General features: G+C 36.1%; 13 protein-coding genes, 2 tRNA genes and 1 other RNA gene. 6 read left to right on the top strand and 10 right to left on the bottom strand.

Annotated elements, in window-relative coordinates:
- Positions 1 to 76: 76 nt before the first annotated feature.
- The 3 genes from PF028_RS01760 to ssrA all read right to left on the bottom strand — a co-directional run bounded on the left by PF028_RS01760 (position 77) and on the right by ssrA (position 711).
- Positions 77 to 151, bottom strand: a tRNA-Met gene (locus PF028_RS01760).
- A 24-nt stretch (positions 152 to 175) separates the two neighbouring features.
- Positions 176 to 250: transfer RNA gene (locus PF028_RS01755), tRNA-Gln, on the bottom strand.
- Between the two features lie 101 nt (positions 251 to 351).
- Positions 352 to 711, bottom strand: a transfer-messenger RNA (tmRNA) gene (gene ssrA / locus PF028_RS01750).
- Positions 712 to 816: 105 nt separating this feature from the next.
- Between ssrA and panB the strand changes: the two genes are divergently transcribed.
- The 6 genes from panB to PF028_RS01720 all read left to right on the top strand — a co-directional run bounded on the left by panB (position 817) and on the right by PF028_RS01720 (position 7,036).
- Positions 817 to 1,611, top strand: coding sequence for a 3-methyl-2-oxobutanoate hydroxymethyltransferase (panB, locus tag PF028_RS01745; protein WP_270861269.1), 795 nt, complete (start codon positions 817 to 819; stop codon positions 1,609 to 1,611).
- A 154-nt stretch (positions 1,612 to 1,765) separates the two neighbouring features.
- Positions 1,766 to 1,969, top strand: a complete 204-nt coding sequence (locus PF028_RS01740) for a hypothetical protein (protein WP_270861268.1) — start codon at positions 1,766 to 1,768, stop codon at positions 1,967 to 1,969.
- 148 nt (positions 1,970 to 2,117) lie between these two features.
- On the top strand, positions 2,118 to 3,140 hold the full coding sequence (ruvB, locus tag PF028_RS01735; protein WP_270861267.1) for a Holliday junction branch migration DNA helicase RuvB: 1,023 nt from the start codon (positions 2,118 to 2,120) through the stop codon (positions 3,138 to 3,140).
- Between the two features lie 33 nt (positions 3,141 to 3,173).
- Positions 3,174 to 4,220, top strand: coding sequence for an AI-2E family transporter (locus PF028_RS01730; protein ID WP_270861266.1), 1,047 nt, complete (start codon positions 3,174 to 3,176; stop codon positions 4,218 to 4,220).
- A gap of 360 nt (positions 4,221 to 4,580) precedes the next feature.
- On the top strand, positions 4,581 to 5,234 hold the full coding sequence (locus PF028_RS01725; RefSeq protein WP_270860947.1) for a tetratricopeptide repeat protein: 654 nt from the start codon (positions 4,581 to 4,583) through the stop codon (positions 5,232 to 5,234).
- A gap of 20 nt (positions 5,235 to 5,254) precedes the next feature.
- The gene (locus PF028_RS01720; protein ID WP_270860946.1) at positions 5,255 to 7,036 is read left to right on the top strand and encodes a Na/Pi cotransporter family protein; all 1,782 of its coding nucleotides are present in this window, start codon (positions 5,255 to 5,257) and stop codon (positions 7,034 to 7,036) included.
- Between the two features lie 90 nt (positions 7,037 to 7,126).
- On the opposite strand, the gene PF028_RS01715 is transcribed toward PF028_RS01720, so the two are convergent.
- From PF028_RS01715 to PF028_RS01685, 7 genes are all read right to left on the bottom strand, one after another.
- The gene (locus tag PF028_RS01715) at positions 7,127 to 7,465 is read right to left on the bottom strand and encodes a chaperone NapD (protein WP_270860945.1); all 339 of its coding nucleotides are present in this window, start codon (positions 7,463 to 7,465) and stop codon (positions 7,127 to 7,129) included.
- Entirely contained in the window at positions 7,462 to 8,364 is a 903-nt protein-coding gene (locus PF028_RS01710) for a hypothetical protein (protein ID WP_270860944.1), read from the bottom strand. The genes PF028_RS01715 and PF028_RS01710 overlap by 4 nt, the downstream gene beginning before the upstream one ends.
- A 65-nt stretch (positions 8,365 to 8,429) precedes the next feature.
- The gene (locus PF028_RS01705) at positions 8,430 to 8,951 is read right to left on the bottom strand and encodes a nitrate reductase cytochrome c-type subunit (RefSeq protein ID WP_270860943.1); all 522 of its coding nucleotides are present in this window, start codon (positions 8,949 to 8,951) and stop codon (positions 8,430 to 8,432) included.
- Complete coding sequence (gene napH, locus PF028_RS01700; protein WP_270860942.1) at positions 8,948 to 9,727, bottom strand: quinol dehydrogenase ferredoxin subunit NapH; 780 nt, start codon at positions 9,725 to 9,727, stop codon at positions 8,948 to 8,950. The genes PF028_RS01705 and napH overlap by 4 nt, the downstream gene beginning before the upstream one ends.
- A complete protein-coding gene (gene napG / locus PF028_RS01695) occupies positions 9,724 to 10,464 on the bottom strand; it encodes a ferredoxin-type protein NapG (RefSeq protein ID WP_270860941.1) in 741 nt (246 codons plus the stop codon). The genes napH and napG overlap by 4 nt, the downstream gene beginning before the upstream one ends.
- Positions 10,465 to 10,466: 2 nt before the next feature.
- Positions 10,467 to 13,244 carry a nitrate reductase catalytic subunit NapA gene (napA, locus tag PF028_RS01690; protein WP_270860955.1) on the bottom strand — a complete coding sequence of 926 codons (2,778 nt, stop codon included), beginning with the start codon at positions 13,242 to 13,244 and terminating at the stop codon, positions 10,467 to 10,469.
- A gap of 388 nt (positions 13,245 to 13,632) precedes the next feature.
- A complete protein-coding gene (locus PF028_RS01685; protein WP_270860940.1) occupies positions 13,633 to 14,424 on the bottom strand; it encodes an energy transducer TonB in 792 nt (263 codons plus the stop codon).
- Positions 14,425 to 14,426: the final 2 nt, after the last annotated feature.

Raw genomic sequence — 14,426 nt, 5'->3', positions numbered from 1 at the left:
TGCTAAATTTAAAGAGTAAAATTAAGAATTATTTAAGATTGTTTTGAGTGCTTTCAAAGTGCCTAAAAATGGTAATTGGTTGCAGAGGACGGATTTGAACCGCCGACCTTCGGGTTATGAGCCCGACGAGCTACCACTGCTCTACTCTGCGACAAAAAAGGATTTTAAAAAAGAGTGGATGGGGTAGGAGGATTCGAACCTCCGAATGATTGGACCAAAACCAATTGCCTTACCGCTTGGCGATACCCCAGCCGATAAAAGAAATATGATTATATAACTTTAAAGTTTAAAAAATGCTTATTTTTGGATTAAATTCACAAAAATTTACGATAAATTCAAAAAAAAAAAAAATGGTGGAGGTGTGCGGGATCGAACCGCAGTCCAAAAGCGAACTACCAAAGCCTCTACATGCTTAGCAAAAGTGAAAATCTCGCCCTAGCTTGCTCACTTTCCAAAACAACTCGCCAAAGCAAAGACTAAATTTCGCCCCGTATCTCGTCAAAACACGAAACTAGCTATTTAAAATTACCCGCACACTCGCCTAAATAGCATCAGCTCGCAGCAGGGCTCAACTGAACTTACGCGATTTTTGCGTAAGCAGGAGCAAAATTTTTGTTATTTGCGTTTAATTTTAATTTGGATTTTATACGCTATATCCAAAGCGACATGCCACCGTGATAAATCCGTTCCTGTCGAAGCCAAATCACCCCCGATAAGAAAGAATTCGCAATTTTACTTCATTTTTTTTTAGTTGTCAAATTTAAGTTTGAATTTGCTAAAATTTCGCTCAAATTTACCAAATTTTGGAGCTTTAAAATGGCAAAAATCACAATTTCAAATTTATATAAAATGAAAGAAAACAACGAAAAAATCGTTATGATAACCGCCTATGACGCCTTGTTTGCCAAAATTTTTAACGACCAAGTCGATATGGTGCTAGTAGGCGATAGCCTAAATATGAGCTTTGGCGGACACAATGAGACCATCGGCATAAGTGTCGATGAGATGATTTATCACGCAAGGGCTGTTAGGCGTGGCTTAACGCACCCGTATTTGGTCGTGGATATGCCGTTTTGTTCGTGCGCTACGCCCGAACTTGCACTTAAAAACTGCGCCAAAGTCTATGAAAAAACAGGTTGCGACGCCGTTAAAATCGAAGGCGGAAAGGACTTTGCGGCTACCGTCGAGCTTTTAAGCAAAAATGGCATTGCCGTTATGAGCCACATAGGCTTACGACCGCAACTTTCTCGTTTTCAAGGTGGTTACAAGGTAAGCGGTCGTGAGAAAAACGCACTAAATTCGCTTATTGATGACGCAAAAGCCGTGCAAAATGCGGGAGCGGTTTTGCTTCTGCTCGAAGGGACGATTTCAAGCGTGGCTAACGAAGTAATGAGCGTCGCAAATGTCCCTGTCATCGGTATCGGCGCAGGGTCGTGCGACGGACAGGTGCTAGTGTGGAGCGATATGCTAGGATTTTTTGACGAATTTAAGCCAAAATTTGTAAAACGCTACCTAAACGGTGCCGAACTCGTGCGAAAAGCCGTGAAAAACTACGCCAACGATGTCAAAAAAGGCATTTTCCCAAGCGAAGAATTTGAGTATTTGAAGTAAATTCGCAAATTCAAAAGGCAAATTTGCAATAATTTGCCTTTTTAAATTTTTTATCAACTTTTACGCAAAAACTACGCAAAATCCTTAAATTTAAGCTTTACAAAAAAACGATATTATTATGAAAATTTAATTATTCTAAAACAAAGGATACAAAATGAATATCACAAAATCTTTATTTAAATTTGCTATTGCATTAGCAGTTGCTTTTGCGTTTGTTGGTTGCGGTGAAAGCGAAGAAGAAAAAGCACAAAAAGAACAACAAGAAGCTATTAAAAAACTTGAAGAAAAGGAAAAAAGCAGAAAAGAAGAAAGAGACAGAATCGCAGAAGAAAATAAGAAAACAATGCAATCAGTATGACAATAATCTATCGGCATTTTGCACGACTTGAAAAATAAAAATCAAGTCGTGCAAAATTAATACAAAAAAACAATATTTGCACAAATTTAAACACCAAATCAGCCAAAATATAATAAACTAAGAAATTAATTAAATTTACGAGCAAAAAATGGAAAGAATTGTAGAAATAGAAAAATTTAGCGTTGAGAGCGAATTTGAGACCAATTTGCGTCCTGTTAGCTTTGATGATTATATCGGGCAGGACAAGATAAAGCAAAACTTAAAAGTCTTTATCGCCGCGGCAAAAAAACGAAACGAGTGCCTAGATCACGCACTTTTTTACGGACCGCCGGGCTTGGGTAAGACCACTTTGGCGCATATCATCGCAAACGAAATGGGAGCAAATATCAAAATCACCGCCGCCCCAATGATAGAAAAAAGCGGCGATTTGGCTGCAATTTTGACAAATTTAGACGAAGGCGATGTTATTTTCATAGATGAAATTCACAGGCTCTCCCCTGCTATCGAAGAAGTTTTATATTCGGCTATGGAAGACTTTCGCTTAGATATTATCATTGGCTCAGGCCCTGCTGCTCAAACGATTAAAATCGATTTGCCAAAATTTACGCTTATCGGTGCTACAACGAGAGCCGGTATGATTTCAGCACCACTTAGGGATCGCTTTGGTATGCAGTTTCGGTTGCAATTTTATACACCAAAAGAACTAGCTCGTATCATCGAAATCGCAAGTGCAAAACTTGGCAAAAAATGCGAAGAAAATGCTAGTTTGGAAATCGCTAGACGCAGTCGCGGAACGCCTAGAATCGCACTTCGTCTTTTAAAACGCATAAGGGATTTTGCCGAGATAAATGATGAAAATGTCATCACAAAAGAACGAGCCGGTGAAGGCTTAAACGCACTTGGCGTAAATGAGCTTGGTTTTGATGAAATGGATATAAAATATTTGGAAATCCTTTTTGAAGCAAAACGCAGAGCCATGGGGCTAACGACCATCGCAGCGGCTTTAAGCGAAGATGAAGGCACCATAGAAGATGTCATAGAGCCGTATCTCTTAGCTAACGGATATATCGAAAAAACGGCAAAAGGACGCGTGGCGACGGATAAAGGTCGCAAGGCTTTTGGATTGCCGTGCCTTGAAATACCAAATTCAAAAGGGCTTTTTGATGAATAAATTTGCAAATTTAGACAAAACGGCGGTAAAACTATGAAAACAAGTAAAATATTTTTTGCGTGTTTTATTGTGTTTATGTTATGCTGGGTTTTATACCTATTTAATCCATTTTTGCTAACGATTTCGATAGGAATTTTACTTGCAGTTTCGACTTCGGGTTTGCACTATAAAATTTTAAAATTTACAAACCATAAACGCACATTATCGGCACTTTTGACGACTTTGATTTTGTGTTGTATATTTTTTGTGCCGTTTATCTATGCCGTAATTGCGATATTTAAAAATGCTGCGAATTTAGACGCTACATTTATCAGCCAAACGGTAAATTTTGTAAAAAATTACGATTTTTCACTTTTGCCATCGCCTTTTGATAAATTTGAAGCAAATATTCGAGAATTTATCGTAAATTTGGACTTTGGCGGTATCGCAAAACAAGGCGCACTCTATCTTTCGACACTTGGGAAATCGAGTGCCAAATTTATCGCAGATATGGGCTTAATCATCATTTTTTACTTTTTTACCAATCTTTACGGAAAGGATTTTCTGCTTTTTGTTCGCAAATCCACGCCCATTGGCACAAAACAGCTAAATTATATGTTTTCACAAACTGCAAATACAATGAGCGTCGTGTTTTATTCAACCATTTTTAATGCGATTTTACAAGGATTTTTATTTTCGATTATCGCAGGAATTTACGGACACGATGCTGTTTTAATGGGGATAATTTTTGCTTTTTCATCACTAATACCGGCTATCGGTGGTGCGCTAGTATATGTGCCAACGGCGATTTTCGAACTCGCAAACGGCAACACAAGTGGAGCGATTATTATTTTAATTTATTGTGTCGTGCTAATCTCGGTTCTAGCCGATAGCTTTATAAAGCCGCTAGTCATTAAATTTATAAATTCAAAACTTGTAACAAGACCGACAAGCATAAATGAGCTTTTGATATTTTTCTCAATGCTTTCGGGCATTGCGACATTTGGATTTTGGGGTGTGATTTTAGGACCTGCGATTTTAACACTATTTATCGCGGTACTAAATTTATATTCTCAATTACGAGATAAGGATTTTATATAAAATTTTATGATAGAATTCATAAATTTTCAAAGGATTATTTGTGAAAACAAGCGAAGCGCTCGGCATAGCCGATGTTTCTTGCGGAGCGAAGCGTAGCAGAGTAAAACAAGCGAAGCGCTCGGCATAGCTGATGTTTCTTGCGGAGCGAAGCGTAGCAGAGTAAAACAAGCGAAGCGCTCGGCATAGCTGATGTTTCTTGCGGAGCGAAGCGTAGCAGAGTAAAACAAGCGAAGCGCTCGGCATAGCTGATGTTTCTTGCGGAGCGAAGCGTAGCAGAGTAAAACAAGCGAAGCGCTCGGCATAGCTGGTGTTTCTGTGAAAACAAGCGAAGCGCTTTTTCGTGAAAGGAAAAATGTTTCTATGAAAAAAATTATTTTAACTATTTGTCTTACCCTTAGCGTAGGATTTGGTGTCAATTTACAAACTCTTGTTGATGAGTGCAAAAACGACAATTTTGCAAGTTGCTCCGATGTAGGCACTGTTTTATATCAAGCAGGCGAATTGGAAACAGCTGTGCAATTTTGGCAAAAAGCTTGTGACGGAAAAAATCCTAGCGGTTGTCAAAATTTAGGCGTTTCATACCATTTTGGTCAGGGCGTAGAAAAGGATTCTAAAAAAGCTTATGAGTTATGGAATTTTGCCTGCAATGCGAACGAATACAATGCTTGTTATAATCTTGGAAATATATACAAAGAAGGGGTTACGGTTCAAAAAAATGACATTAAAGCAAGAAATTATTACGATAAAGCATGCAATAAAAATATATGGTTAGCATGTTATTCGCTTGGCGACATTTATATCGCAGAAGGACAAAATGTTCAAATAAACGCAATGGGAATTGATTTTTATAAAAAAGCTTGTGAAAACGGCAAAATCGGTATTAGCTGTTTTAAACTCGGAAATATTTATGATAAAGGAATAATAGCTAAAAAAAGTAATTCAAAAGCCGAAAACTACTATAAACAAGCTTGTCAAAATGGTTTTAAAGATGCTTGTGAAAAGGTAAGAAATTAGATTTTTACACAAGGAGATAAATGTCTGTCATTAAATGGCTTCAAACTTACAGACAAAGCGTTATATTTGCCGTTTTGGTTATCGGCGTTTGCGTTTGTATGTTTGTAAGTAAAAGCTTTATGACGATTGCCTTTGGAATTTGCATATTTTTATACGCTATTAGTGTTTTAGAAAAAAGTTTTGCTTCATTTACGATTATCGAAAATTTTCTTAAAAAAACTACTGATAAACGCTATAAAAGCTTTTCATTTGGCTTTATAACCACCTGCTTAATGCAATCAAGCGGACTAGTTAGCATTTTAGCAATTTCCTTTTTAAGCGCAGGTCTTATTAGCCTTACAGCTGGACTTGCTATCATTTTTGGCGTAAATTTAGGCACGATCGCAGGTGCATGGCTTATCGCAGGTGTTGGCATAAAAGCCGATATTGCGTATTACGCTATGCCTTTAATCGTCGTTGGAATGCTATTTTTATTCAAAAAAGGTGAAAATTCCAAAGGTTTTGGCTATTTTTTATTTAGTATCGGGCTTTTGTTTTTAGGAATTGCTTACATAAAAACAGGCTTTGATGGCGTCAAAGAAAGCTTAGATCTCACAAAATACGCTATGAGTGGCGTTGGCGGACTTTTACTTTATACTGCCGTCGGTATCGGCGTAACCATCGTCATGCAAAGCTCACACGCCACTCTAACTTTGGCTATAACAGCACTTAGCTTCAATCAACTAAGCTACGAAAATGCCATTGCTATCGCAATCGGCTCAAATGTCGGAAGCACCATAATGGCAGTCATCGGCTCGATAAATGCAAATTTAGAAGGCAAAAAACTAATGGTCGCTCATGTAATCTTCAATGTTACAAGTGCGTTAATTGCCCTGATTTTTATAAAATTATTTATGTTTTTAACGGATAGGACTTCCGAATTCGTCGGTATCGCACAAGACGATTTTGTCCTAAAACTAGCTGTTTTTAATACATATTTTAATGTCGTTGGCGTGTGTCTTTTTTATCCTTTGACTGATTTTATGGCAAATTTGCTTAATAAATTTGTCAAATTTAACAAAAAACGCTCGAAAGTTGATTACGCAAAGTATCTTGGAGAAAAAACAGATAATTTTAGCGATAGTGCTTCTATTGTGCTGGTTAAAGAAATGGAACACTTATATGAAAATACAAGCTCAATTTTGGCAAAATCTATAAGCATTTCCAAAAGCGACATTGCTTCGCCAAATTCAAGCGAAAAAATCATTGTCTCTCGTCAAACTCCGCTTAAAATCGACTTTGATGAGCTTTATAGTAATCGCTTTAAGGAAATTTACTCGCAAATTATGGAATATCTCATAAATGCAAGTCAAAATGCAAAAAAAGATGACTTGAATAAATTTATGGACATTAGGCGCTGTGCCCTACTTTTAGCAGAAGTATTAAAAGATATGAAAAATGTCCAGCCAAATATATATAAATTTATGACATCAACCAACCCTTACGCCAAAGCAGAATATGACAAGCTTCGCATAAAAATGCTTCACGGACTTAGGGTAATCGAAAAAATGAGAAGCTTGAAAATAGATGATAAAGCCGGTTTAACCGAGCTTCGTGCTTTGCGTGAAGAGTATCGAAGTATCTCGCTTGAACCAGACGCATTGCTTGAAGAGAAAAAAATTTCAAACAAAATGGCAACTTCGATGATAAATGATATTGAAATCATTAAAGGCATAACCAAAAAACTTTTAAAAATCGTTGAAATCAGCCTTGCACACAAAGATGATGAGCTTTCAAATTTGGTAATCCAAAATTTGTCGTAAAGTTAGTCTAAATTTTGCATAAAATTCATACAAATTGATAAATTTGAACTCAAAAAATTTAATAGCAAATTTGACTAAAAAATTTAAAAACTAAATTTTTAAATGGCCACCATATTTGATATTTTTGATTTCAGGTTCGTCATCGATTTTTTGCATAATGCTTTCGATGTCGTTGTTGTTTGCAGCTTCGATTTGCTCGTCAAGGTCTTGATAGCTATAAATCATCGCAACATCGCTTACGCCTTGCATAGCCTGTATGGTTTTAAAAGTGTTAAGTTCTTGATCTAGCGTATCAGTTTGAATTGTAGCTACGATTTTATTATCTTGTGCTGCAACTACTTCGCAAAATTCCATTTTAGCGACATTATCAGCCAAATTTTGTAAATTTACTTCGTTATTCGTGTATATTATTATGCTTGAAATATTCATTTATATCTCCAAAAATGTATTGTTTTGTCGTATCCTGCTCCGATTAGATAATCATCATAAAAAGTCATATTGTTGATTATTTCGCCGTTATATTCGATTTTTTTGATAATTTCACCATCAACATTTATGATATTGATGCCATCTTCATCGGTAAATGCACCAAATTTATCGTTTAATGCAACACTATAAACTAAAAATCCTGCATCGAAAAATTTAGAAAATGTTCCGTTTTCGTAATAACAACTTTTGTCATTTGAACCCGCAATAGCCCTATCGCCGTAAAATGCTACGCTAAAAATATTATCTTTTTGGATACTTTTTTTACGCAAGAATTTTTTATTTACGGCATCAAAGAAATATATAACGCCACCTTCGTTTGATAACATCAGAGTATTTTTCTCCCTATCAAAGAAAACGCCACCAAAAGGCGAATCTGAAATTTTGTGTTCAAATGTAACTTTTTGCGAATTTATGTCATAGTATATGATTTCGCTTCCAATTCCTAACAAAAGCAAGGTATTTTCATCAAAGAAAATTAGCTTTTTTATCCCTGTTATAGGCGGAGTAAAAGTTTTTAATTCGCCGTTTTCTAAAATTCCCAAAACTTTACTCATATAATCGCCGTTGATTAAAAGTGCAAATTTATCGCCAAGCTTATCAAGATCTATGATTTTAGAATCAATATCGCCATCGACATAGCTCTTAATTTTTGGCAATTCAAAAATTTGCGTTGCATTTTCATCGCCGTGCGTATAACGAAACAATTTTCCAGCATCAGTCCCTGCGAAAATTTCCCCGTCTATTTGTTTTAAAATAGCAATATTTCCGACAACTTCAATCTTATGATCGGCAAAAAGCATACCTACTAAAATCATAAAAACAGCAAAAAACTTTTTCATCTAACAGACCTTTTTAAAAAATTGTGTAAATTTAGCCAAAATTTGGCTAAATTTACAACAATGCGTTATCTAACATTTACGCCTTGATTTAAAACATCAAGCAAATTCGAGCTAGTGTTTGAATCTTTAAATCTACTAAAATCTGCTTCAAAATTGTTTTTTACAAGCTGTGTTGCGTTAGATTGCACAACATGGCAAGAAACACAGTCGTATCTCGACATAGATAGCGCTCCTTCCAAGCTTTTTTGATTTTCATCACGCAAATCTGTCATGTGGCTCTTTGGATATGACTTTATTTGCAACGGCTCGGCAGCTTCTGGCGAGTGGCAAGAAAGACACATGTTATTATCAGTCGTAATCGGAAGCATATCATCTAGATTATGCGGGATTAACGGCGGAGCATTTTCAAAGCTTCTTTCTAAAACAGCATTTGCTCCCGGTGCTTCTGCTTTCCATTCATAAGTCGGCAAAGCAAAATTCTCGTTAGTATAATCAGACCTAAAAGTCGGCTCTGATTTGTTTGCACCGTCAGCTGCAAACAAACTTACGCAAGCCGCAATACTTAGGCACACAAGTAATTTTTTCATTTTTTTTCTCCTAAAATACTGAAATTCAAAGCATCATCATCGCAAACCTCAACGCAACGACCGCAACTAATACACTCAGAGCCGATTTTAAAATCCTTTTTTGATACTAATTCTAAAATATGAGCTTCCGGGCAAACTATTTTGCATTTGTTGCATTTTGTGCAGTTTGCTTGTTTATGATAAATGCGAATTAAACTAAATTTACTTATTATCGCCCAAAATCCGCCAAGCGGACAAATATGGGAACATATTATTCTATTTCCTGCGAAAATTTCAAAGATAATGATAATAAGAGCTATGCTAAAAGCTGAAATGCTAAGCGAAGTTACAGCTCTTGTAAAAAATCCGATATAATTTAGCGTCTCAAACGCTGCAATACCAAATAATCCGCTACAAATCAGAGCTAAAATCATTAGATAATATCTTGCATTTTTACTAACGCTTAAAATTTTTGTTCTTATACCAAATTTTTCTCTTATCCATGCAGCCAAATCACTCAACAAATTTACAGGGCAAACCCAACCACAATACGCCCTTGGTGCAACCAAAGCATAAAAAATAAGAACGATTAAAGCTCCTATTAATGCGGTCGTACCCAAACTCAAACCTGCTAAAAGTAGTTGAAGCGTAGCAAACGGATCGCTTAAATTTATGCTATCAAATAGCATTGACGAGCTTAAATTTCCTTGCAGAATTTTCACACCATAGCAGTTTCCTGCTATAAAAAGTGCAAGTATGCTAAGCTGAACTATTCTTCTTAAAATTGTGTAAATCATAGTTCGCCTCCATTTAAGTAATCAACGCCTTTTTTCAAGTCTAGCTTGATTTTGCTATCAACTTCATCAAGCCTTGCGTCATCGCCTTCTACCCAACCTTTGATATAGTTATCGTTTGGAATACCAAGAACTAAATTTCTAGGCAAAATGGTTATGGCAGGTTTTGTTGTTATACAAACCTTTTCGCATTTTCCACACCCCGTGCAATAATCACTATCGACAACAGGAAGCAATAATGCGTGTTTTTCGGTTCTTTCGTTGCGTTTATATTCGATAAATAAAGCCTTATCCAAAACAGGACAAGCCCTATAACATGCATCGCATTGAATTCCAAAGTATGCAACGCAGTTTTTTTGATCAACAACCGCAACGCCCATTTGTGCTTTATTTATATTTAGCTTATCATTTTCGCTAACTAAATCTTTATCTAATGCGCCAGTCGGACACGCCACAGTGCAAGGAATATCTTCACACATATAGCAAGGAACTTTTCGTGGTTCGAAAAACGGTGTCCCATTTGGCACTCCACTATCGCGAAATTCAGCTAATTTTAGCGTATCAAACGGACAGGCTTCCACGCAGAGTCCGCAACGGATACATTTGCTCATAAATTCTTTTTCATCAAGTGCACCCGGCGGTCTAATGCGAATTTTATCTTCCGCTCTTGCGAATTCACAAAATCCGCTACCTCCTGCAACAACTAATCCGATTAAACCTAAAACTTCGCGTCTTTGCATAGCTAAGCCTTATAAATTTTTACAGCGCATTTTTTATAGTCTGTTTCTTTTGAAAGCGGACAAGTCGCATCCAAACAAACTTTATTGATAAAGACATTTTCATCAAACCAAGGAACATAAACTAGACCCACAGGCGGAACATTTCTACCTCTAAAATCTACTCTAACTTTTACTTTTCCTCTTCTTGATTCTACCCATACAATATCATTTTGAGCTATGCCTAATTTCTTTCCGTCAGCTTCATTCATAAAACAAAGTGCCTCAGGAACAGCGCGATACAATTCAGGAACACGCATTGTCATCGTGCCTGAATGCCAGTGTTCTAGCACACGACCTGTGCATAACCATAGCGGATACTCTTTATCCGGCATTTCGCATGGATCCATGTAAGGGCGGAAGAAAATTTTACCTTTATTTTTAAATGAAGTTTTTTCTTCTCCCGATGTTGCTTTTGCCATATCTCCGGTCGGCAATGCGCCTTGGTTTCCGTAAAATGCAAAATCACCGTTTGGATTTGCTTTTTTAGCGTATGTATCGTAGCGAGTGTTAAATCTCCATTGAGTCTCTTTTCCATCGACAACTGGCCATCTAAGACCTCTAACTCTATGATATGTATCAAAATCAGCTAAATCGTGTCCGTGTCCGTTACCAAAAATTCTATACTCTTCAAATAGATATTTATGGATAAAGAAACCATAACCTGTGAATTCTTTTCCGTCGCTTCCGATTACTTTTCTACTATCGCCGAAAACTTCGGTACAATCAAATCCTGCGATGATTGGATCGTCTGCTTTGAATTCTTTTGCTCGTTTGTTTGCAAACAATACATCAAATAGAGTATCTTCTGGATCGTAACCCATTTTTTTAGCTTCTTCTAAAACATCTGGCAAAGTTAGCTTATCATCGATTTTTCTCTCGCCCCAGAAATCTTTAATCTTAAAGCGTTTAGAGAATTCTAAAATTTGCCATGTATCACTCATCGCTTCGCCTACTGGTAATACTTGTTGTCGCCAGTGTTGAGTTCTTCGCTCAGCATTACCGTAAGCTCCCCATTTCTCATAAATCATAGCGGTCGGTAAAATCAAATCCGCTACTTTTGCAGATACGCCCGGATATGGATCGCTTACAACGATGAAGTTATCCATTTCGCGTGCTGCTTTGATCCAGTGATTTGCATTTGCAGTATTATGCCATGGGTTATTTACATGAACCCAAGCAAATTTAACCGCTCCGTCTTCAATATCTCTCATTAGTTTTACATAAGGGAAGCCTGGTCTTGGGTTGATAGTTCCTGCTGGAATTTGCCATACTTTTTCAGTCATTTCTCTGTGTTTTGGATTTGCTACAACCATATCAGCTGGCAATCTGTGGCAGAAAGTTCCTACTTCTCTTGCGGTTCCGCAAGCACTTGGTTGTCCTGTTAGCGAGAATGCTCCGTCGCCCGGTTTAGCTTGTTTGCCTAATAAGAAATGCACCATATAGCTTTGTTCATTTACCCAAGTTCCTCTTTGGTGTTGATTCATACCCATTGTCCAGAAGCTAACTACTTTTCTGTTTTTCTCGATATATAAATCAACTAGGGCTTGAAGTTTTTTCTTAAAGCTTTCTAAATCTTCATTATCATCGCCTTTTGCTAGTTTTGCAACAAAATCAAGCGTATAAGGTTCTAATGCTTTTTTGAAATCATCAAATCCGATTAGCCAATGCGAATCGGCTTTACCGTTACTTTTATTTTCTAGTGTATCTCCTGCCTTCATACCTAGATATGCCAAAGTTACACCTTCGTTTTCGCTTAGAACTTTTGAAACTTCTTTTGCTACGGTATCAACTTCTTTTGGATCAAATTTAGGGTGTTTTGGATTTGGTCTCATACCATAACCAATATCAACAGGACCTGTCGCAAACACACAGTGCTCTTTTACGAATTTTTCATCAAAAGCTTCTGGGTGGTTATATAAAATTTCATGAGCGATCAAATTCCAAATCGCAAGGTCAGTATGAGGTTTAAAAATAATCTCAATATCTGCAATGCTTGAAGTTCTACTTGAAAAAGTTGATAAATTTACAACTTTTACGCGATCTGGGTTTTTAAGCTTGGCGTCATTTACGCGAGACCACAAAACTGGGTGCATTTCTGCCATATTTGCGCCCCAGCAAACAACTGTATCTGTTAGCTCGATGTCATCAAAACAACCTGATGGTTCATCTATACCAAATGTTTGCATAAACGCAACAACCGCACTTGCCATGCAATGGCGGGCATTTGGGTCGATATTGTGAGATCTAAAACCAGCCTTGATAAGCTTAACAGCCGCAACACCTTCCATGATAGTGTATTGACCGCTACCAAATACAGCTAGTCCGCTTGGACCTTTTTCGGCATAAGCTTTGCGGAATTGTGCTTCCATAACATCAAAGGCTTTTTGCCAACTAACTTCGCCGAATTTACCTTTTTTGTCAAATTCGCCTTTTTCGTTCATACGCAAAAGAGGTTTTGTGATACGGTCTTCACCATACATAATTTTTGCGTTAAAGTATCCTTTAATGCAGTTTAAGCCACGATTTACAGGGCATAGTGGATCGCCTTTTACGGCTACGATTTTTCCACCCTTTGTAGCAACCATAATACCACAGCCGGTTCCGCAAAAACGACATGCCGCTTTATCCCAGCGCCAGTCTTTTTCGCCATCCGCTGCACTTGCTAGGCTAGGAGCCGAAATACCTGCGGCACTGCAAGCAGCAGCGGCAGCAGAACTCTTGATAAATTCTCGTCTGTCCATAAGAGAACCTTTCATAAAAAAATCAACACCCTACACGGGTGTTCAGCAACATAATAATACAAGATTATTCGTTAAAATGGTTGATTTGTATCAAATACGATAAATTTACTCTTTTGAATTTATTGAATAAATTTTAATAAAATAGATAAATTTAGTCGCAAATATCATAAATTTTAAAAATTTGAAATTGCGTTTAGTTATCAATTATAAAAGATGAATTTTTTTGTTTTTAACCATGTTTTTTTAAACAATTTTTTTATTTTTTTAAGAAATATAATTTTAATAAAATTACGAATTTATATTTGTTTAAAAATTAATGCCAGATACCATTACAGCGAGTTATATTGATAAAAATATAACTTTATTTTTTACTAAAAGATAAAAATTTTTAATTAGTTAAAGTAAAATTTATGCTAAGTGTAAAATAATCTGATTTATCAGGTTTTGGAAATTTTGATTTTGTTTTTTTGACCGCATTTAGTGCTGCATTATCCAAATTTAAAAAACCAGAGCTTTGCAAAATTTGCAAATTTTCAATTCTTCGCTCTTTTGTGTAATAAAATCCAATCTTCACGCTTCCTGTTTGGCGAAGTTTTCTAGCTTCGCTTGGATAATTTTGCTTGGCATATTTTGATATTATAGTTTTTAAAATAGCCGAAATATCGGAATTTGCAATCTTATTAGAATTTTGATTTAAATTTAAACTATTTGCGCTATTTATGTTATTTAAATTTCCGCCTAAATTTGCACTTTGTGAATCTAAATTTACTGAATTTTTAGATTTTTTTATTTTCGCATTTTCCTGTTTTTTTGGTTTTGCCAATGTCTGTTTTGGTTGCAAAATCGGTTCTGATTTTGGCACAATCTCTTGTAAAACTTCTTTTTCTACTAAATCATCGGTAAAGTTTTGTAAATTTTCGTTTTCTACTAAATCGTCTTTTTGTAAATTTTCATTTATATCGTTTGGAAAGTTTTTTTGTTCTGAAATTTTTTCATCATTATCATTTAAAAAGTTAAAATTATTTATATCAATCATCATAACATTTTCAAAATTTAGCGAATTTGATTTTGGTAAAATCGGCGAGAAATTTGCAAATTTTAAAATAGAAAAGACAAAGCAAAAATATAAAATCGTAGATGAGAAAAATCCGATAATATCGTATTTGCTAAAACCACGCATAA

Source organism: Campylobacter sp. CN_NE2, assembly GCF_027797465.1.
GTDB lineage: Bacteria > Campylobacterota > Campylobacteria > Campylobacterales > Campylobacteraceae > Campylobacter_B.
Note: the sequence above shows the minus strand (reverse complement) of the source record. Positions and strands in the feature narration are given on the sequence as shown.

What these genes read in the sequence shown, in the direction of transcription:
- panB (WP_270861269.1), top strand. Translation starts at nt 817, where the DNA reads ATGGCAAAAATCACAATTTCAAATTTATATAAAATGAAAGAAAACAAC.
- PF028_RS01740 (WP_270861268.1), top strand. Translation starts at nt 1,766, where the DNA reads ATGAATATCACAAAATCTTTATTTAAATTTGCTATTGCATTAGCAGTT.
- ruvB (WP_270861267.1), top strand. Translation starts at nt 2,118, where the DNA reads ATGGAAAGAATTGTAGAAATAGAAAAATTTAGCGTTGAGAGCGAATTT.
- PF028_RS01730 (WP_270861266.1), top strand. Translation starts at nt 3,174, where the DNA reads ATGAAAACAAGTAAAATATTTTTTGCGTGTTTTATTGTGTTTATGTTA.
- PF028_RS01725 (WP_270860947.1), top strand. Translation starts at nt 4,581, where the DNA reads ATGAAAAAAATTATTTTAACTATTTGTCTTACCCTTAGCGTAGGATTT.
- PF028_RS01720 (WP_270860946.1), top strand. Translation starts at nt 5,255, where the DNA reads ATGTCTGTCATTAAATGGCTTCAAACTTACAGACAAAGCGTTATATTT.
- PF028_RS01715 (WP_270860945.1), bottom strand. Translation starts at nt 7,465, where the DNA reads ATGAATATTTCAAGCATAATAATATACACGAATAACGAAGTAAATTTA.
- PF028_RS01710 (WP_270860944.1), bottom strand. Translation starts at nt 8,364, where the DNA reads ATGAAAAAGTTTTTTGCTGTTTTTATGATTTTAGTAGGTATGCTTTTT.
- PF028_RS01705 (WP_270860943.1), bottom strand. Translation starts at nt 8,951, where the DNA reads ATGAAAAAATTACTTGTGTGCCTAAGTATTGCGGCTTGCGTAAGTTTG.
- napH (WP_270860942.1), bottom strand. Translation starts at nt 9,727, where the DNA reads ATGATTTACACAATTTTAAGAAGAATAGTTCAGCTTAGCATACTTGCA.
- napG (WP_270860941.1), bottom strand. Translation starts at nt 10,464, where the DNA reads ATGCAAAGACGCGAAGTTTTAGGTTTAATCGGATTAGTTGTTGCAGGA.
- napA (WP_270860955.1), bottom strand. Translation starts at nt 13,244, where the DNA reads ATGGACAGACGAGAATTTATCAAGAGTTCTGCTGCCGCTGCTGCTTGC.
- PF028_RS01685 (WP_270860940.1), bottom strand. Translation starts at nt 14,424, where the DNA reads ATGCGTGGTTTTAGCAAATACGATATTATCGGATTTTTCTCATCTACG.